The sequence below is a fragment of the Oscillospiraceae bacterium genome (assembly GCA_009780275.1).
Taxonomy (GTDB): Bacteria; Bacillota; Clostridia; order Oscillospirales; family UBA929; genus WRAI01.
Window position 1 is genome coordinate 1 of sequence record WRAI01000033.1, and the last position, 17,467, is coordinate 17,467.

Sequence of the window (17,467 nt, forward strand, 5' to 3'; positions counted from 1 at the left end):
AGACAAAAGCATTGTTTCACATACGGTCATGCGAAATAACAGCAGCCGGTTGGCGGATATCGTTTTTGATGATGCGGTTCGGAATAATCCAAATGCAACACCATTGTTTCATAGTGACCGCGGTGTTCAGTATACACGCCAAGTGTTTCAAGACAAGCTCGAAGCAAGCGGCATGATACAAAGTATGTCGCGTGTGGGGCGCTGCATCGACAACAGCCCGATGGAATCATTTTGGAGCATTATTAAGACCGAGATGTACCATCGTGCTAAGTTTCCGAATTACGCCAGCCTTAAATCCGCCATTGATGAGTACATCATATTCTACAACAACCATCGCTATCAAGAAAAGCTCGGCTGGCTTGCACCGCTTGAATTGCGGCGTATGTTAGCGATGCGATAGCGGCAATTCGGTTTTCCCGCTTGTTTTTGATATTTTAGCTGTCTACTTGACAGGGGGCGCGGCAACTTGTCGGCAAGTATAGCCGTACAGATACATAAAGAAAATCAACTGAACCGTTTTTGCTTTCTTTGTCTTTCAATATCTTTTCTTGCATTATTATTCCTCCGCGAATAATATTGATGGAATGTATTAAATATACAATGTTCCCGAGCAAAAAGAAAATAACCACAGGGCAGCATATATGCTTGTAGTTATTTTTATTAGGTTGTAGCCACTCGTTATTCCGCAAACTATTTTTTGCCGCGGAAGCCATTTCATATATAAAACGACTCTCTTCACTGTTGCAGTCATCTATGAGACGAGCGAACTCTAAATGATATTCCGATTGATCGTTGATTTGGTTCCCAATCAATAGAGTGTCTGCTGTAACACCAAGTGTATTCGCAATCAAAACAAGCGTTGTAAGGTTTGCTTGGTCGCAGTTTCGATATGGCTTATATACGGCACAGACATATTGATCTGTTCCGCAAGTTCAGCTTGTGACATTTGCTTTAATTTGCGAGCACCTTTAATTCTTCGACCAATGAGTTTGAAATTAAGTGACATAAAAAATCCTCCAATTGTGAATGTTTTTCTAAAATACACAATAGAGGATGTTTTTTAACTGATAATATGCTATTCAACCACTTTACCCGAAATCGTCCCTGCGCTAAAGCAAGCAATATAAGAACATCTCTTGGATGCTTCCGAATATGTCGATAACAATTTTATAATGTGCTTATGTTGTGGACTTATGCACATTATATCATGGATAAGTCGCTTGGCCAACTCTCTACAAATAGCACACACCAACCGCTTTATCTGTTGGCGTTATCGGCAGCACATCGTCTGCCATGCAAACAACACATCCCTCACCGCGTTTCGTATCAGCAATTTTGTCAAGCTGTTTGAAAGCAGTAATATCACTCTTGTCGCAACTGATGTGTTTTTTTGCTTCAATGGGAAAAAGAACGCCGTTGCGCTTGATGAGTAAGTCAATCTCATTGCCATCTTTGTCACGGAAAAAATAGAAATTCATGTTGGGCGTTATGCCATCCTTGTTAGTCCATGACTTTATTATTTCGCCGATGACAAAGGTTTCAAACATAGCTCCCGCCATCGCGCCATTTTGCAGGACTTGTGCGCTGTCCCAACCAACCAAATAGCTTGCAAGCCCCGTATCTAAGAAATACACTTTTGGAGTTTTGATTAAGCGTTTGAGGACATTATTGTAGTATGGCTTTAAGACATAAACTATGTTTGATGCAACCAAAATCGAAAGCCATTTCTCGGCAGTCGGTTGGCTGATGCCGGTATCTTTTGCTATATCGGCGATGTTAAGCAGTTGACCCGTTCGAGCCGCCATCGCAACCATAAATTTTTCGAATTGCAGTAAATCACCGACTTGCGATAATTTTGAAACGTCACGATCAAGATAAGTGCGGATATAGGTTGAGTAAAAGCGCGACCAGTTAGGATTTTGCCCCACGATTTCGGGGAAGAATCCACGCCAAATATGTTCCCATATTTCGTTATATTTGAGTGGCTTGGGATTACGACTTTTCAAAAAATCCTTCGTTGGAATAAACTCGTCACGACAGTCATCACCGAGAATTTCACGTATAGACAGACCATACAAGTCGATTAAATTGATTCGGCCCGCTAAACTTTCGGTTACACCTTGCATCATTTCATAGCGTTGAGAGCCGGAGAGTAAGAATGCTCCTTTTTCGCCTGTTTTGTCTATTCGCATTTTGATATACGGAAACAAGGTCGGCGCATACTGAATTTCATCAATAAATACCGGCGGCGGAAATTGCTCGAAAAACTCCTCTGGCTGTTCTTTTGCTATCCGCTGTAATCTTGTGTCGTCTAACGATAATTCCGTGTGATCGGTAAACAGAGTTTTTAGCACCGTTGATTTACCAACTTGTCGCGCGCCAGTTACGCATAAAGCTCCCTTTTCATTGACTGCGGATTTTAATACATCCTCGATATGGCGTTTGATATACATAACAAAACCCCTTCCGTCTAATTCATAACACCATTTTTATTATAGCCGACATTTTGCATTTTGTCAACGCTTTTTCATTACTAAATATGCTTGCTCACGGCAAGCTACTATTTTTGACAAATTTACTGCTATTATACATTATTGCAGTAAATTTGTTAAGCGTTGGACTGATAAGTGCAAAATGAGCACTGTATTTGACTGTTTGAGATAAAAACGCATATATTTTAGGGATTGTTGTAAATCATTTCGCCGTAAACCTTGTGTTTATGCTGCTCTCTGTTACCTTCCCAATGAATGTATGACCACAGAATGGTATCGCGGGCAGGGGTACGATTTCACCATTACATCTACCACACAGCTTGACCAGAAATATACGCCGGGGCGCAATGTTTTCGAGGAAATTTCGCGTGTAGTAGACGATATTTTTACCACGTATATTACCCGGCCCGGCATTCGCCAACCATTGTTTGCTCAGTATTGTGACGGACGGCGCGTCAGTTGTCCCAACTGGATGAGCCAATGGGGGTCAAAGGATTTGGGGGATCGCGGATTTGCTGCCATTGATATCTTGCGGCGATTCTACGGTTCTGACATTTATTTGCAGCAAGCCGAACAAGTTGCCGGTATTCCCCTGTCGTGGCCGGGCACGCCGCTGCAAACAGGGTCGAGCGGACAGTATGTGCGTGTGATACAAGAGCAGCTCAACCGAATCGGTGACAATTTCCCGGCCATCCCCAAATTACGTGTCGACGGCGTTTTCGGACCGGCAACGCGTGAAGCCGTCGAAACATTTCAGCACATTTTCCATATGCCGTCAGACGGTATTGTCAACTTCGCGACATGGTATCGCATTTCGCACATTTATGTAGCGGTGACGCGCAAAGCGGCGGGATTACCAAGGCACTAGAGCCGTCGAATAGTGAACCGCGCGCATACATGAGGTGCGATAAGAGGTTAACGCCTGCGACATATTCGTATGTTGTGAATTAGTTATGAACTAAACTGAAAATTCCCCTTGAAATCTCCCCATGTTTGTGCTATAATAGAGGCACCACAGAAAGAAAGGGGCTTTGCGCTATGAAAATCGAAATTCACGACCGCAATACCATGAACCCCACCGGTGTGCATGAGTATGCCGAAAAGAAAGTGGGAAAGCTCAATCGCTATTTCCACAAAGACATTGAGGCGCGTGTGGTTATGACCAAAGAGCGCGCACAGCAAAAATGCGAAATCACCATCAATGTTGACGGACTCTACTTTCGCTCAACCGTTGGCACAACTGACATGTATGCATCGGTTGATGCATGTGTCGCGCACATTGAACGGCAAATTCGCAAGCATCGCACTAAGCTTGAGAAACGTCTCAAAGCAATTGAGCCGCACGAAGATTATGATTTGGCTGTTGATGATAGTGACGCATTCAGCGTGCTGCGGCGCAAGACGTTCAACATGAAGCCAATGACATCAGAGGAAGCCATTTTGCAAATGCAGCTGTTGTCGCACGCTTTCTTTATGTTCCGCGACAGTGACAGCGGCGGAGCGGTGTCGGTCGTGTACAGCCGTAACGACGGCGGATACGGCGTCATTTCTGAGGCATAATAGAGGAGTAACGTATGAGATGTCCCTTTTGTAGTTTTGCTGAGAGCAAAGTCATTGATACACGCCCCAACGAAGAAAATGAGACCATTCGGCGGCGGCGTGAGTGTTTGTCATGTATGCGGCGGTTTACGACGTATGAAACCATTGAGCAAATTCCGTTGCTCGTCGTCAAGAAAGACGGCACACGGCAAGCCTTTGACCGCAACAAAGTGCTCAATTCGCTGATTCAGGCGTGCGACAAGCGAACCATCACGCTGCAAGAGCAAGAGCAAATGATTGATGAAGTTGAGCAAAAACTGCAAAATGAGCTGACGCGCGAGGTTACCAGCCGCCGTATCGGCATGATGGTTATGGAGCAACTTCGCAGTCGTGATCAAGTAGCCTATGTGCGATTTGCCTCGGTATATCGTCAGTTTACCGATGTCAGCGATTTTGTTGACGAGTTACGGACATTGCTGACGGAAAATAGTTAGGCGGGTTTGCCTGTCATGCGTTTGTGCCTAGTGTACGGCTGCTGTTCGATCGTCTCACACCATGACAAAATATAAATTTCGCTCTGGCCAACCGGCCGTCTACTCGGCTACAATAATTCCCCTGCTTGGTGCGTGTCGGGTTCTTAAAAACCCACATTCCGTTAAAGGGATTCTTATCTCCCGTTGTGGTTTGCAGGCCTCCCGCGCGCTTGCGTGCGGACGTTGGAAGCAGTAAAGCATCGGGGCGGAAACCCACCTGCCATTTGGTGCAGGTTTTTAACGGGCCCGCACGGCCAAAGCGGGGGAATTATTGTAGCCGAGTAGACGGCCGCCAAAAATGGAGTGCGCGTAAACGACACCTCCCTCAAAGAGAAGGATGCGAGAGCGTGTCCCCCTCTGTTCGACCTTTCGCCTATGGTGAAAGCCGATAGTTTCGGAGAAACAGGGGGCGTATTATACATACTAAGACATTAAAAAGGACGGCTTACGCCGTCCTTAATATTTACTCTTCGTCGTCTAAATCCTCATCCTCTTCTTCCAATCGCGTCATAAACACCTCATATACGCGCTGCATCTCATCCTCTTCTTCAATGGTGGCAAGAATTTGCTCATCCTCTTCTTCCTCGACGCGCAAAATGAAAATCTCCACTTCTTCGCTGTCGGGATCATTGTCGGCGGACGTAAAAGCCATATACTCGATATCGTCCACGATAGCTGTGTCCAAATACTCTAATTCAATCTCATTGCCATCTTCGTCCTCAATGGTGACAAAGGTACTGCCAAAATCTTCGCTCATCGTTGTATCTCCTTTTCATATGCACTATATGCGTTGCCAAATTCGTCCTCAACCCATGTGGTCACGTCATACCCTGTAAACTTTTGTGCGGTTTCGCGCTGGATAACGGTGGCGATGCCTGCATTGATGATCAGTCGCCGACACATGGGACAGGAAGACGTGCCGGGTACAGGTTCGCCCGTCGCAGGATCTACACAAACTGAATACATTATCGCGCCCAACATTTGCTCACGACTGGCCGCAACAATGGCGTTAGCCTCGGCGTGTACACCGCGGCATATTTCATAACGTTCGCCCCGCGGAATTTTCAACTCATCCCGCAAGCATGCGCCATGCTCATTACAGTTGATGCGTCCACGCGGCGCGCCGTTATAGCCGGTTGCGATAATTACATCGTTTTTGACAATAATCGAACCAAAATGCCGGCGTAAGCAAGTGCTACGCTTGGCAACTGTCTGTGCGATGTCGAGGTAGTAGTTGTGCTTGTCGGGTCTTGACATTATGCCAATTTCGCCGTGCTCACTTTAATGCCCGGGCCCATTGTTGAGGCGACGACACAACTCTTGATATACTGTCCTTTTGCCGCTGCCGGCTTGGCTTTGATGACAGCGCCCATCAGTGTGTTAAAATTATCGGCGAGCTTTTCAGCGCCGAATGATATTTTTCCGATAGGGCAGTGGATGATATTGGTCTTGTCTAAACGATATTCGACTTTACCGGCTTTGATGTCATTGATGGCTTTGGTCACATCTGCCGAGACTGTACCGGCTTTTGGGTTTGGCATCAAGCCTTTAGGGCCCAGTACTTTACCCAGTTTACCGACCGTGCCCATCATATCGGGTGTTGCCACTACGATGTCAAAGTCGAAAAAGTTTTCCTTCAGAATTCTGTCGGCCAACTCGTCGCCACCGACAATGTCTGCACCTGCCGCTTCGGCTTCGCGCACTTTTTCGCCTTTGGCGAATACCAACACGCGCAGCACTTTACCTGTACCGTGTGGCAAGACAACGCTGCCGCGCACTTGCTGGTCGGCGTGGCGTGAGTCAACGCCCAATTTAACATGCAGTTCAACAGTTTCGTCAAACTTTGCTTTGGCTGTTTTCAATGCCAACTCAAAAGCCTCGGTCGGCTCGTATTGCACTGTGCGATCCACTAACTTCGCACTGTCAACGTATTTTTTACCACGAAACATATACTCTACCTCCCTTAACCTTCGACTTCAATGCCCATGCTGCGCGCCGTGCCTGCAATCATGCGGGCGGCGGCATCAACATCGTTGGCGTTGAGGTCGGCCATTTTTGTTTCAGCAATTTTTTTGGCGTCGTCCATTGTGATTTTGCCCACTTTTTCAGTGTTGGGACGACCTGACGCTTTGTCAAGCCCGGCTGCTTTTTTAATCAGAACAGGTGCGGGCGGCGTTTTGGTGATAAAGCTGAATGAACGGTCGGCGTAGACCGTGATGACAACGGGGATAATCATACCCATGTCGTTCTTGGTGCGCTCGTTGAAATCTTTAGTAAAAGCAACGATATTAACACCGTGCTGACCTAATGCCGGGCCAACGGGCGGCGCGGGCGTCGCTTTGCCCGCCGGAATCTGCAGCTTAATGTAGCCTGCTATTTTTTGTGCCATGGTGTGTCACCTCAGTTAATATTTAGTTGGTTTTGGACAAACCCATGCCCCTACGGGGACGCCCCCTTTCCAAAAGTGGGGGGGAGCGTGTCCTCTTTGCCCCCTTTGAAAGGAGGTACTCGCTCTACGTCGTAGCCAATTCTACTTGATCAAACTCCACTTCCACAGGTGTTTCGCGTCCGAACATGGATACCAGTACGCGAACCTTGTTGCGGCTCATAGAAATCTCGTCAACAAGGCCGAAATAGCCGTCTAGCGGACCATCGGTAATGCGCACATTGTCGCCCTCTTTATATTCAAGGACAATTTCGTGCGTTTCGATGCCCAGACTGCGTATCTCTGCTTCAGTGAGGGGAATGGGTTTAGACGCCGGACCGACAAAGCTGGTTACGCCGCGTGTGTTGCGGACAACGTGCCAACTCTCGTCAGTCAAAATCATTTTGACAAACAGATAGCCTTGATATTTTTTGCGCTCGACTGTCTTTTTCTCGGAATTTACAATTTCCGTGACGGTTTCCATCGGAATACGCGTTTCTAAAATCAAATCGCCCATCCCGCGGGTCGCCACCGTTTTTTCAAGAGTCGCCGCCGCAGTGTTTTCATAGCCGGAGTACGTGTGCACAACATACCATTTTGCCGACTCATTTGTACCTTGCCGCGCCATCAGAACCGCAAAATCCATTCAATGGCGTTTTCCCACACCAAGTCAATCGCGCCGATAATCACGCCGACGATTAACATCATGAGAAGCACGATGCCGGTGTTATTGATGACTTGCGGCAGCGTGGGCCATGTGACCTTTTTCAGTTCGGAGCGCATTTCGCGAAACCATTTGCCAACGCGGCTCAAGAGGCCGACTTTCTTTGTTTCAGACATACGTCACCTACCTACTTCGTTTCTTTATGGGGTGTGTGCTTGCGGCAGAAACGGCAGTATTTGCTCATTTCAATCCGGTCGGGGTCATTTTTCTTGTTTTTCTTTGTGTCATAGTTGCGCTGTTTGCACGCAGAACAACAGAGTGTGATTTTCTCACGCATTGTCGGCACCTCCTTAATTATTTGGCGCATCGTGTCACAAAAATTCGCAGCACTTCGCCATGCCTCCCTGCGTCTCTTTACAATTATAGGTATCCTTTTTTATGCACGAAAAAAGAGCCTATTGGCAGGTAACGAAAAGTGTATCATGAATGCAAATGCTTGTCAAGTCCTGTAACGCAAAATTTTCTTGACAAATCGCACTATGCATATTATTATTGACGCAAGATGCATTGCCTAATTTGATTTTTTAGGAAGTCTTGCAAATGAAACGTATAACGAAAACATGAATAGTTCACTACGGTTGGGGGCGGCATCAAATGGGAGATAACTTTATTGATGGTCAGTTTAGACAAAGCGTTGCTGTCCTCAATCAACGATGGCATGGGATAAACGCTCTTAGTTTCAGTTTTTAGATCGTGAGGTGATTTTCGTGAAATATACGCTATTATCAGTGGTCGCGCTATGTTTTTTAATGATGCTATTCGCCTGCGCCGAGCATTGATTTTATAGAAGATGCCGATATGCATTCAGCCTAAGCGATTACTAGACAGCACAGTCAGAGCAGGCAAAGAAAATAACCTCTCCAAGAGCGCGGCACACCCCGCGCTCTTTTTGTGTAACCAAAAATTTGCTTGTTTTTGTATGTAAATTGGTGTATACTATATAGGTGTGTGTATGAACGCACTGTAATGGAGGACAAATATAATGAAATTACTTACTGCCATTTTTGGCAATCATAGCAGCCGCGAGCTCAAACGCATAATGCCGATTGTCGACGCTGTTGAAGCGCTTGAACCTGAAATACAAAAGCTGTCAGATGCCGAATTGCGCGCAAAAACCGACGAATTTAAGCAACGCATTCAAGATGGCGAAACAACTGACCAACTGTTGCCGGAGGCCTTTGCCGTTTGTCGTGAGGCGTCGGTGCGAGTGCTGGGGAAGCGGCACTTCCGTGTGCAAATTATCGGTGGTATTGTGCTGCATCAAGGCCGCATCGCCGAGATGAAAACGGGTGAGGGCAAGACGTTGCTGGCAACGCTGCCGGTTTATCTCAACGCTTTGACAGGTGATGGCGTGCATGTTGTTACCGTCAACGATTATTTGGCAAAATTTCAAGGCGAAGACATGGGTAGGCTCTACCGCTTCCTTGGGCTGGAAATTGGCTTGATTATCCACGGCGTGAGTAACGACGATCGTAAGAAAGCGTATCTGGCCGATGTTACTTATGGCACAAATAACGAATTCGGCTTCGATTACCTGCGCGACAACATGGCCATTTATAAGGACAACATGGTGCAGCGCGGCCATGCTTTCGCCGTCGTTGACGAAGTTGACTCAATTTTAGTTGACGAAGCGCGTACGCCGTTGATTATCAGCGGGCAGGGCGAGAAATCGACGATATTATATGAGCAGGCGGACAGATTCGCCGCCGGGTTGCGCAAATTCACTGTCGTCAAACTCGAAAGCAAAGAAGAGCACGACGATATGGATGGTGACTATATCGTAGATGAAAAAGCCCGTACGGCTACGCTGACCCCGAGCGGCATCGCCAAAGCCGAAAAGAAGTTTGATGTCGAAAATCTCAACGACGGCGAAAACACCACGCTGCTGCACCATATCAACATGGCCATTCGTGCCCGCGGTGTCATGCGCCGCGACACCGACTACGTCGTCAAAGACGGCGAAGTTATCATTGTTGATGAATTTACAGGCCGCCTGATGTTTGGACGCCGCTACTCCGAGGGGCTGCACCAAGCCATTGAAGCCAAAGAGGGCGTTAAAGTTGAACACGAGAGCAAGACATTGGCGACCATTACCTTCCAAAATTATTTCCGTCTCTACCGCAAGCTGTCGGGCATGACGGGCACGGCATTGACCGAGGCCGAGGAATTTCAGCAAATTTACAAGCTTGATGTCATTGAAATCCCCACCAACAAACCCATGATTCGCCAAGATATGTCTGATGCTATCTACAAAAATCAAGCCGGAAAATTGCGTGCCATCATTGCGCAGATTGAAGAATGCCACGCCAAAGGACAGCCTGTTTTGGTCGGTACCGTCAGTATTGAGAAAAGTGAAATTGTCGCCAAAGCCTTGAAACAGCGCGGCATCAAACATGTTGTCCTCAACGCCAAGCACCACGAAAAAGAGGCTGAAATCGTCGCCCAGGCCGGCCATTACGGCGCTGTTACAATTGCCACCAATATGGCGGGTCGTGGTACCGATATTATTTTGGGCGGCAACAGCGAGTATTCGGCGCGTGCCGATTTGCGAAAAGAATTGACTAAATTAAATCTGCCCGAGGAAGTTTACATTGAGGCGACAGGTTTTGCCGAAACCGACAACGAAGACATCCTCAAAGCCCGCGGCTATTACCAAGAACGGCTGGAGTTCCACAAGGAAGATATGAAAGACGCCGCCGAGCAAGTTTGCAAAGCCGGCGGGCTGTTTATCATCGGTACCGAGCGGCATGAAAGCCGCCGTATCGACAACCAATTGCGCGGCCGTGCCGGCCGTCAAGGTGACGCGGGCGCGTCAAGGTTTTATCTGGCGATGGATGATGACCTCATGCGCCTTTTCGGCGGTGAACGCATGGGCTCGATTATGGAACGCTTTGGCTTCGATGAGGACACGCCGATTGAGCAAAAAATGATTTCCAATCGCTTGGAAAATGCGCAAAAAACCGTCGAATCGCGCAACTTCCAAACGCGGAAACACGTACTTGAGTACGATGATGTCATGAACCGCCAGCGCGAAATCATCTATGATCAGCGTAAAAAAGTGCTCGACGGGGAAGATCTGCGTGGCAATATGGAAACCATGACACGTGACTGGATTGAGAGGCAGTGTCAAATCCATGTTGCGTCGAGCGGCTATTTTGACAGCGGGGAGGAATTATCGCTGACATTATTGCAATTTGACAACGTTGTCTACAAAAAAGGCGCGGTGACAATGGAGCAATTTGACCTCAACCGCGATGGTGCCGCAGATGTTGCCGAAGTTGTGACCGAAGCGGCGATGGCGGCCTATGCTGCCAAAGAAGAACGCCTGACGCCGCAGCTGATGCGTGAATTAGAGCGTGTCGTACTGCTCAAAACAGTTGATCGCCATTGGATGGATCACATCGACGCTATGGACGAGTTGCGCAAAGGTATCGGCTTGCGCGCCTATGCCCAAACTGATCCCATCGTGGCGTACAAAAACGAAGGCTTCGAGATGTTCGATGGCATGATAAACGCCATCCGCGAGGATGTCGTGCGTTCGGTATTTACGGCAGAGCTGCGTACGCCCGAAGCCCCAAAGCGTGAGCAAGTCGCCAAGGTTACCGGTGAAAGCCTTGGCGGTGACAGCAAAAAACCAAAGGGCACAACGGTACGCAAATCACAAAAAATCGGCCCCAACGACCCTTGTCCCTGCGGTAGCGGTCAGAAATATAAGAAGTGCTGTAAATCAGTAGAGCAATAATGTAGGGGCAGTGCGCCGCTTGCACAAGTAAGAATAAATAATGGGGTGTAGAAAGTCTACGCCCTACACCAATCGGAGGTATCATCATATGTTTTTATTTTGGGAGCACCCCATTGGCTTATTGCTGATGCTTGTATCGGCGGTTTTGGCCGGTGCGGCGCAGCTCGGTGTCCACCGTGCGTACAACAAGTATGCAAAAGTACCAACCCGCGGCAATCGCACGGGTGCTGAAGTGGCGGCTGACATCGTCGCTGGCACTGATGTCAGAGTCACGCGCAGCAGTCACGGGCATTTGAGTGACCATTACGACCCACGCAGTAACACCATTGCGTTGTCTAATGAGGTGTATGACGGCACAAGCGTCGCCGCGTTAGGCATTGCAGCACATGAGGCTGGGCATGCATTGCAGCATAGCAGTGGTTATGTTCCCATTACGTTGCGCAACGGCATTTTGCCGCTGGCGCGACTTGGGTCAATGGCCTCAATGCCGTTGATTATTGCCGGTATATTTTTCGGTGTCGGCTTTGAGTGGCTCATCAACTTGGGCATTGTCTTCTTTATCACCACCCTGGCATTCCAACTGGTGACATTGCCGGTCGAGTTTAATGCGTCAAGTCGCGCTGTGCGCATTCTGTGTGCTGATGGCTATTTGCAGCCCGATGAATTGGCTGGAGCCAAAGCCGTCCTCCGTGCCGCTGCTATGACATATGTCGCCGCTATCGCTGTCGCTATATTGCAACTGATACGGTTATTGCTAATGGCCAACCGCAGGAGATAACGATGGATACAATCGAGATCATAGGCCTTATCGGCGGCATTTTCGTCGTCGCCGCCTTTTTATTTACCAAGGAGCGTCCCATCCGAATTGTAAGTAGCTTTGCTGCCGTGATTTTCATCATCTACGGCATCCTTGCCGGCGCGTGGAGTATCTGGATACTGAACTCGGTGTTGTTGGTCATCCAAACAGTCCGACTGGTTCGGTTGCATATTGAAGACAAAAGGAGCAAAAACCCGTAAGGCGAACTGCGCCCGCATACCAAAAAAATCCGTATATATACAAATAACACCCAACCGCCTGACTGTCGTGTCGAGCGGTTGGGTGTCTGCATATGATAGTACATAAGCGTGTGGAGGTGGCCTCATGACATTCGCCATCGTCGGCGGCGATGCCCGTCAAGTCAAACTGGCGCAAATTTTAGCCGAACAGTATACCGTGTTGGCATTTGGGTTGGACGAAATGCCGCCCGTGTCGCCTGTCATATACACGCAATCTTTGCAAGAATGTGTCAACCAAACCGTTGACTGCGTTGTATTGCCCATCCCACTGACAACCTGTGACGGCTTACTCAACATGCCACTCATGGCGCGCGCGCTGCCTGTTGAGCATCTGCTCAACGCTATGACAGCCGGGCAAATTATTGCTGCCGGCATTATTCCGCAGGAATTCATGCAAGCCGCCAAAGCCAAAGGCGTTCATGTCAGTGATTATGCTAAGCGTGAAGAACTCGCCGTTACAAATGCCGTGCCGACTGCCGAAGCCGCGTTGCAAATCGCCATGGAGCGAATGACTATTACCATCGATGGCTGCAAAGCTCTCGTCATCGGCTACGGCCGTATCGGAAAAATCTTAGCGCGGCAACTTGCCGCGCTCGGCGCAAACGTCAGCGTCTCGGCGCGAAAATTGTCCGACATGACATGGATAACGGTCAGTGGATTCCGCGCGCTGCACACCGTGCAATTAACGCCGTACGTTGGTGAATTTGACGTTATTTTTAACACCGTGCCGTATGCTGTTATGGACGAGACCGACATCAAACAAACGCAGGCCCCCTGTTTGCTCATCGACCTGGCCAGCGCACCGGGCGGCATTGATATTGACGCCGCTAAACGCAATGGGCGGCAATGTATTTGGGCACTTGCATTGCCCGGCAAACATTCACCCGATACGGCGGCATGGAACTTAAGCCGAACACTGCATTATATTATAGATGAAATGAGGGTTGAAGTATGAGCCGAATCGGGTGGGCAGTCTGCGGGTCGTTTTGTACGCTGGCAGGCATTTTGCCGGTCATTGAACAGTTGGTAAGTGCGGGGCACGAAGTAACGCCCATTTTATCCGAAGCTGTACGGGATACCGACACGCGCTTTATCCGTGCTGAGGCATTTCGCGCAACCATCGAGTGCACGTGTGGGCATAGAGCGATTGATTCTCTGGTAACCGCCGAGCCTATCGGCCCGCGCAAACTTTTTGATGCCATTGTCGTTGCGCCCTGCACCGGCAACACTTTGGCAAAACTGGCAAACGGCATTTCCGACGGTACGGTAACATTGGCTTGCAAGGCACATTTGCGCAATGGACGCCCACTTATAATCGCTGTGTCGACGAATGATGCGCTGGCAGCCAACGCTACTAATTTGGGGCAGCTTTTGGCGCGGCGGCACGTCTATTTTGTGCCGCTTGGCCAAGACGATCCGCCGGAAAAACCTTGCTCTTGCGTTGCCGACTTCACAAAAATTCCCGAAACGATCAACGATGCCCTTCGCGGCGAACAAGCACAGCCGCTGTTGGTGTAGGTATGCAGCTCTCTGTGGTCAATGCGGCGGGAATGGATGGTTAACCCGATACCTGTCAAAAAATTATTCATGAGTGTTCAAACACACCCTTGCCCTCCACATCATTCTATGATATAATTCGACAAAACAACAGATTGCGGGTGAAGAAACATGGTCGCGAAAATTTCAACGCTCGGTGTGCAAGGCATTCACGGCTACCGTATTGACGTCGAATGCTTTTTGTCGGGCGGATTGCCTAACTTCGACGTCGTCGGATTGCCCGATGCTGCCGTCAAAGAGTCACGTGAACGCATCCGTGCCGCTGCGCGCTGTTGCGGCTATGATTTCCCTGCGCGCCGCATCGTTATGAACCTCGCCCCCGCCGACACTAAGAAAAGCGGTTCGCTCTACGACCTGCCCATGTTGCTCAGCTTACTGCAATGTCAAGATGTCATTGGTGAACTCCCCGATAACGTCTACTTTTTGGGGGAGTTGTCACTTGAAGGACAACTGAGAGGCGGGCAGGGCGTATTGCCAATGGCGATGGCGTGCCCTAAGGGTGCAAGCTTATTTGTACCGACGTCAAACGCCGCCGAGGCCGCGCTCTGTCGCCATTTGAAAGTCTACGCCGCCAATCATGTGCGGCAAATCATTGACCATCTCAACGACGAAAAATATATTCCGCCCTATATCCCTAGTGAAGCGATTGCCGATGATGACAGTGCTGTTTTCGTGCCGGATTTTGCCGATGTGCGCGGCCAAGAAGCCGCTAAACGTGCGTTAGAAATCGCGGCAGCCGGCGGGCACAGCGTTTTATTGGAAGGGCCGCCCGGCGCGGGCAAGTCAATGCTGACGACACGCCTGCCGTCCATTTTACCGCCGCTGAGCTATCAAGAAGCCCTTGAGGTCACAGCAATCTATTCCGTCGCCGGACGTCTGCCCGACGGCAAGCCCATCCTGCACAACCGCCCTTTCCGTTCACCGCATCATACAAGCAGTGATGTCAGCTTGGTTGGCGGTGGCACGTACCCCAAGCCCGGCGAAATCTCACTCGCTCACCACGGCGTGCTGTTTTTAGATGAATTGCCCGAATTCTCTCGCTCGGCACTGGAAGTTCTGCGACAACCGCTCGAAAGCGGCGTGGCGCACATTTCGCGTATCAGCAGTTCACTGAGCTATCCCTGTCGTTTTATGCTTGCTGCGGCAATGAATCCTTGCCCCTGCGGTTTCTACGGCTTTGAAAATGACAAATGCACCTGCTCGCAGCGCAAAATAGAAGTTTATCGCGGCCGCATCTCAGGGCCATTGCTCGATAGACTGGATTTGCGTATTCCCGTGCCACCGGTCAAGTTTGACGAGTTGCAGCAAGTCCGCCCCGCCGAATCCTCGGCCGCTGTCCGTGAACGTGTGGTAGCGGCGCGCGAATGCCAACGCATACGCTTCAACGGAAAAGCCATGACAAACAGCTTGCTCGAAGGCCAGCAATTGCGCAAAGAATGCGCGCTGGAAGAAGACGCAAAAGCATTGTTGCGCAACGCATTCCAGCGCTTCCGGCTATCCGGCCGTAGTCATGCAAGAATTCTGCGTGTCGCCCGCACCATCGCCGACCTCGACGGTGCCGAACGCATAGATAAGCGGCATCTCGCCGAATCATTGCAGTTTAGGGGCTGGGGCGAAAGAGCCGCTGTACATGAGGCGTGACAAGGGCGGCGAGATAGAGACTAGATGCGAATAACCCCATAAGACATGACTTGACTTTGTCTTATGGGGTTATTCGTGTTGAAAGTGTTTATGCGATTGGCTATTTGTATAGTCTTCATTCCTGCATCTTTTTACCATTGCTCTTATTTTACTTCGAACTTATATCCCACGCCCCAAACTGTCTTTAATGCCCACTGTTCGCTCGCGCCCTCTAGTTTTTCTCGCAAGCGTTTGATATGCACATCTACCGTGCGTGAGTCGCCAAAGTAGTCGAACCCCCAAATACCGTCAAGCAGCTGCGTGCGCGTAAACACACGGTTGGGCGAGGAAGCCAGGAAACGCAACAGCTCCAACTCTTTGGGCGGTACGTCAATCAATACGCCCTTGATTTTTAATTCAAAGGAGTTCATGTCAATGTACAGGTTATCGAACTCAATCGGCTTGCCGTCGGCGTTTGGCGACGAGCGCCGCAATACCGCGCGGACACGCGCCAACAGCTCTTTGGCGTCAAACGGTTTGGTAATGTAGTCGTCGGCACCCAGCTCCAACCCTTTGACCTTGTCGTAGCTTTCACCTTTGGCTGTCAGCATAATAACAGGTGCCTGGCTGGTTTCCCGTATTTCGCGGCAAATATCCCAGCCGTCCCGCTCAGGCAGCATGATGTCGAGCAGCACAAGGTCGGGCGTTAAGTCATAGAATGCGTCCAATCCCAATTTGCCGTCTTGTGCAACGTCGACTTGATAGTGCTCTTTTTCCAGATAAAGCCGTATCAGTTGTGCGATGTTGGTGTCGTCCTCAATGATAAGAATACGTGTTGACATAGTTTATGTCCTCCCCCGAATGTCTTCGCCACAAAAAGCTAATGAAGAATACAGCCCGCGTAAACGGCTTACAAGTGATGCCGGATATCGTGCAGCAAGCTCCTCAGGCTTTAAATTGGTATTGATTACTGTAGGCTTATAAAGGCGTGAGTTTATCAAAGTGTATAGTGCCGACTGTGAAAATGCCGTGTTCATTTCCGTTCCCAAGTCATCTAAAATAAGCAAGTCACAACCTAAATACTTCGCGCTGCCTTGTGCGGTATCTTGGTTGTTAAACTTCTCGCGTTCCATCATCGCGATAATTGACACCGCCGTGTCGTATACTACCGAAAACCCTTTGCTGGTGACAACGCCGCCAATCGCGGCGGATAAAAATGTCTTGCCAAGCCCCGGGGCGCCCGTCATTAGAATATTGCCTGATTTCAGAGAAAAGCTTTCAGCATAGTCACGGCAATACGCTAAATTTGCCTGCGCAAGTTTACGAGGGATCTGCCCGTCGCTGTCGCGCGCATCATTATATAAGTCAAGTCGAAACGTCTCAAATGTTTGCCCATGCAAGTCGAGCATGGTTGAAAGCCGCTCTTTCTCCAATTGAGCTGACAAGGCTACCAAACAGCGGCAAGGTTTGCCGTTGACATAGCCGTCGTCTTGACACTCGGCGCAATAAATAACGGTGTCAAGTACGTCCTCAGCGTATCCGTGTTGATGCAGCAGAGTGCGCCGCTTATCTTTGAGTAAAAAGTACTCTTGCCGCAAGGTCTCTGTTTCGGCAATTTGTCCACTGAGCGGAAACAATCGTGCCACAGTGCGCGCCAGCGCGCTGTCGATGGATTTTAACTCATGGATATCTTGATACAATTGCTGGCGCCGCTCAAACAGGACAGCTTCGTCGCGCTGTTGACGCGCTTTTATTTGCATGAGTGCAGTATTAAGCATA

Annotated in this window: 21 protein-coding genes and 1 other RNA gene; 11 read left to right on the plus strand and 11 right to left on the minus strand. The window is 49.2% G+C overall.

What is annotated here, in order from left to right:
* On the plus strand, positions 1 to 400 hold a 400-nt coding region (locus FWE06_09050; GenBank protein ID MCL2547307.1), incomplete at its 5' end, for an IS3 family transposase.
* A 447-nt stretch (positions 401 to 847) separates the two neighbouring features.
* On the opposite strand, the gene FWE06_09055 is transcribed toward FWE06_09050, so the two are convergent.
* Positions 848 to 1,006, minus strand: a complete 159-nt coding sequence (locus FWE06_09055) for a helix-turn-helix domain-containing protein (GenBank protein MCL2547308.1) — start codon at positions 1,004 to 1,006, stop codon at positions 848 to 850.
* Positions 1,007 to 1,232: 226 nt separating this feature from the next.
* Positions 1,233 to 2,453, minus strand: coding sequence for an ATP-binding protein (locus FWE06_09060; protein ID MCL2547309.1), 1,221 nt, complete (start codon positions 2,451 to 2,453; stop codon positions 1,233 to 1,235).
* A 298-nt stretch (positions 2,454 to 2,751) separates the two neighbouring features.
* Between FWE06_09060 and FWE06_09065 the strand changes: the two genes are divergently transcribed.
* The 4 genes from FWE06_09065 to ssrS all read left to right on the plus strand — a co-directional run bounded on the left by FWE06_09065 (position 2,752) and on the right by ssrS (position 4,834).
* Positions 2,752 to 3,360 carry a peptidoglycan-binding protein gene (locus tag FWE06_09065; protein MCL2547310.1) on the plus strand — a complete coding sequence of 203 codons (609 nt, stop codon included), beginning with the start codon at positions 2,752 to 2,754 and terminating at the stop codon, positions 3,358 to 3,360.
* Between the two features lie 170 nt (positions 3,361 to 3,530).
* Positions 3,531 to 4,052: a ribosome-associated translation inhibitor RaiA gene (gene raiA / locus FWE06_09070; protein MCL2547311.1), complete on the plus strand. Its 522-nt coding sequence runs from the start codon at positions 3,531 to 3,533 to the stop codon at positions 4,050 to 4,052.
* 14 nt (positions 4,053 to 4,066) lie between these two features.
* Positions 4,067 to 4,525 carry a transcriptional regulator NrdR gene (gene nrdR, locus FWE06_09075; GenBank protein ID MCL2547312.1) on the plus strand — a complete coding sequence of 153 codons (459 nt, stop codon included), beginning with the start codon at positions 4,067 to 4,069 and terminating at the stop codon, positions 4,523 to 4,525.
* 115 nt (positions 4,526 to 4,640) lie between these two features.
* Positions 4,641 to 4,834, plus strand: a non-coding RNA gene (gene ssrS, locus FWE06_09080) — 6S RNA.
* A 193-nt stretch (positions 4,835 to 5,027) separates the two neighbouring features.
* Here ssrS and FWE06_09085 read toward each other — a convergent pair.
* From FWE06_09085 to rpmG, 7 genes are all read right to left on the minus strand, one after another.
* Positions 5,028 to 5,321, minus strand: a complete 294-nt coding sequence (locus FWE06_09085; protein ID MCL2547313.1) for a DUF1292 domain-containing protein — start codon at positions 5,319 to 5,321, stop codon at positions 5,028 to 5,030.
* Entirely contained in the window at positions 5,318 to 5,821 is a 504-nt protein-coding gene (locus FWE06_09090; protein ID MCL2547314.1) for a dCMP deaminase family protein, read from the minus strand. The genes FWE06_09085 and FWE06_09090 overlap by 4 nt, the downstream gene beginning before the upstream one ends.
* The gene (gene rplA, locus FWE06_09095) at positions 5,821 to 6,513 is read right to left on the minus strand and encodes a 50S ribosomal protein L1 (GenBank protein MCL2547315.1); all 693 of its coding nucleotides are present in this window, start codon (positions 6,511 to 6,513) and stop codon (positions 5,821 to 5,823) included. The genes FWE06_09090 and rplA overlap by 1 nt, the downstream gene beginning before the upstream one ends.
* A gap of 14 nt (positions 6,514 to 6,527) precedes the next feature.
* A complete protein-coding gene (rplK, locus tag FWE06_09100) occupies positions 6,528 to 6,953 on the minus strand; it encodes a 50S ribosomal protein L11 (GenBank protein MCL2547316.1) in 426 nt (141 codons plus the stop codon).
* 124 nt (positions 6,954 to 7,077) lie between these two features.
* Complete coding sequence (gene nusG / locus FWE06_09105) at positions 7,078 to 7,635, minus strand: transcription termination/antitermination protein NusG (GenBank protein ID MCL2547317.1); 558 nt, start codon at positions 7,633 to 7,635, stop codon at positions 7,078 to 7,080.
* A complete protein-coding gene (gene secE, locus FWE06_09110) occupies positions 7,617 to 7,829 on the minus strand; it encodes a preprotein translocase subunit SecE (GenBank protein MCL2547318.1) in 213 nt (70 codons plus the stop codon). Before secE ends, nusG begins: the two co-directional genes overlap by 19 nt.
* A gap of 11 nt (positions 7,830 to 7,840) precedes the next feature.
* A complete protein-coding gene (gene rpmG / locus FWE06_09115; GenBank protein MCL2547319.1) occupies positions 7,841 to 7,990 on the minus strand; it encodes a 50S ribosomal protein L33 in 150 nt (49 codons plus the stop codon).
* 702 nt (positions 7,991 to 8,692) lie between these two features.
* On the opposite strand from rpmG, the gene secA reads away from it, so the two are divergent.
* From secA to FWE06_09145, 6 genes are all read left to right on the plus strand, one after another.
* Complete coding sequence (secA, locus tag FWE06_09120; protein ID MCL2547320.1) at positions 8,693 to 11,455, plus strand: preprotein translocase subunit SecA; 2,763 nt, start codon at positions 8,693 to 8,695, stop codon at positions 11,453 to 11,455.
* An 88-nt stretch (positions 11,456 to 11,543) separates the two neighbouring features.
* Positions 11,544 to 12,233 carry a zinc metallopeptidase gene (locus tag FWE06_09125; protein MCL2547321.1) on the plus strand — a complete coding sequence of 230 codons (690 nt, stop codon included), beginning with the start codon at positions 11,544 to 11,546 and terminating at the stop codon, positions 12,231 to 12,233.
* A gap of 2 nt (positions 12,234 to 12,235) precedes the next feature.
* A complete protein-coding gene (locus FWE06_09130; protein MCL2547322.1) occupies positions 12,236 to 12,472 on the plus strand; it encodes a YgjV family protein in 237 nt (78 codons plus the stop codon).
* A 124-nt stretch (positions 12,473 to 12,596) separates the two neighbouring features.
* A complete protein-coding gene (locus FWE06_09135) occupies positions 12,597 to 13,466 on the plus strand; it encodes a dipicolinate synthase subunit DpsA (protein ID MCL2547323.1) in 870 nt (289 codons plus the stop codon).
* Positions 13,463 to 14,029, plus strand: a complete 567-nt coding sequence (locus FWE06_09140) for a dipicolinate synthase subunit B (GenBank protein ID MCL2547324.1) — start codon at positions 13,463 to 13,465, stop codon at positions 14,027 to 14,029. The genes FWE06_09135 and FWE06_09140 overlap by 4 nt, the downstream gene beginning before the upstream one ends.
* A 150-nt stretch (positions 14,030 to 14,179) precedes the next feature.
* Entirely contained in the window at positions 14,180 to 15,709 is a 1,530-nt protein-coding gene (locus FWE06_09145; protein ID MCL2547325.1) for a YifB family Mg chelatase-like AAA ATPase, read from the plus strand.
* A 143-nt stretch (positions 15,710 to 15,852) separates the two neighbouring features.
* Here FWE06_09145 and FWE06_09150 read toward each other — a convergent pair whose 3' ends face one another.
* Positions 15,853 to 16,530 carry a response regulator transcription factor gene (locus FWE06_09150; protein ID MCL2547326.1) on the minus strand — a complete coding sequence of 226 codons (678 nt, stop codon included), beginning with the start codon at positions 16,528 to 16,530 and terminating at the stop codon, positions 15,853 to 15,855.
* 3 nt (positions 16,531 to 16,533) lie between these two features.
* The gene (locus FWE06_09155; protein ID MCL2547327.1) at positions 16,534 to 17,466 is read right to left on the minus strand and encodes an ATP-binding protein; all 933 of its coding nucleotides are present in this window, start codon (positions 17,464 to 17,466) and stop codon (positions 16,534 to 16,536) included.
* Position 17,467: the final 1 nt, after the last annotated feature.

Excerpts from the sequence above, each read along its gene's own strand:
- raiA (MCL2547311.1), top strand. The coding sequence starts at position 3,531 with ATGAAAATCGAAATTCACGACCGCAATACCATGAACCCCACCGGTGTG.
- FWE06_09085 (MCL2547313.1), bottom strand. The coding sequence starts at position 5,321 with ATGAGCGAAGATTTTGGCAGTACCTTTGTCACCATTGAGGACGAAGAT.
- FWE06_09090 (MCL2547314.1), bottom strand. The coding sequence starts at position 5,821 with ATGTCAAGACCCGACAAGCACAACTACTACCTCGACATCGCACAGACA.
- FWE06_09065 (MCL2547310.1), top strand. The coding sequence starts at position 2,752 with ATGACCACAGAATGGTATCGCGGGCAGGGGTACGATTTCACCATTACA.
- rpmG (MCL2547319.1), bottom strand. The coding sequence starts at position 7,990 with ATGCGTGAGAAAATCACACTCTGTTGTTCTGCGTGCAAACAGCGCAAC.
- secE (MCL2547318.1), bottom strand. The coding sequence starts at position 7,829 with ATGTCTGAAACAAAGAAAGTCGGCCTCTTGAGCCGCGTTGGCAAATGG.
- nrdR (MCL2547312.1), top strand. The coding sequence starts at position 4,067 with ATGAGATGTCCCTTTTGTAGTTTTGCTGAGAGCAAAGTCATTGATACA.
- FWE06_09155 (MCL2547327.1), bottom strand. The coding sequence starts at position 17,466 with ATGCTTAATACTGCACTCATGCAAATAAAAGCGCGTCAACAGCGCGAC.
- FWE06_09135 (MCL2547323.1), top strand. The coding sequence starts at position 12,597 with ATGACATTCGCCATCGTCGGCGGCGATGCCCGTCAAGTCAAACTGGCG.
- rplA (MCL2547315.1), bottom strand. The coding sequence starts at position 6,513 with ATGTTTCGTGGTAAAAAATACGTTGACAGTGCGAAGTTAGTGGATCGC.
- FWE06_09130 (MCL2547322.1), top strand. The coding sequence starts at position 12,236 with ATGGATACAATCGAGATCATAGGCCTTATCGGCGGCATTTTCGTCGTC.
- FWE06_09150 (MCL2547326.1), bottom strand. The coding sequence starts at position 16,530 with ATGTCAACACGTATTCTTATCATTGAGGACGACACCAACATCGCACAA.
- nusG (MCL2547317.1), bottom strand. The coding sequence starts at position 7,635 with ATGGATTTTGCGGTTCTGATGGCGCGGCAAGGTACAAATGAGTCGGCA.
- FWE06_09125 (MCL2547321.1), top strand. The coding sequence starts at position 11,544 with ATGTTTTTATTTTGGGAGCACCCCATTGGCTTATTGCTGATGCTTGTA.
- FWE06_09055 (MCL2547308.1), bottom strand. The coding sequence starts at position 1,006 with ATGTCACTTAATTTCAAACTCATTGGTCGAAGAATTAAAGGTGCTCGC.
- FWE06_09060 (MCL2547309.1), bottom strand. The coding sequence starts at position 2,453 with ATGTATATCAAACGCCATATCGAGGATGTATTAAAATCCGCAGTCAAT.
- FWE06_09140 (MCL2547324.1), top strand. The coding sequence starts at position 13,463 with ATGAGCCGAATCGGGTGGGCAGTCTGCGGGTCGTTTTGTACGCTGGCA.
- FWE06_09145 (MCL2547325.1), top strand. The coding sequence starts at position 14,180 with ATGGTCGCGAAAATTTCAACGCTCGGTGTGCAAGGCATTCACGGCTAC.
- rplK (MCL2547316.1), bottom strand. The coding sequence starts at position 6,953 with ATGGCACAAAAAATAGCAGGCTACATTAAGCTGCAGATTCCGGCGGGC.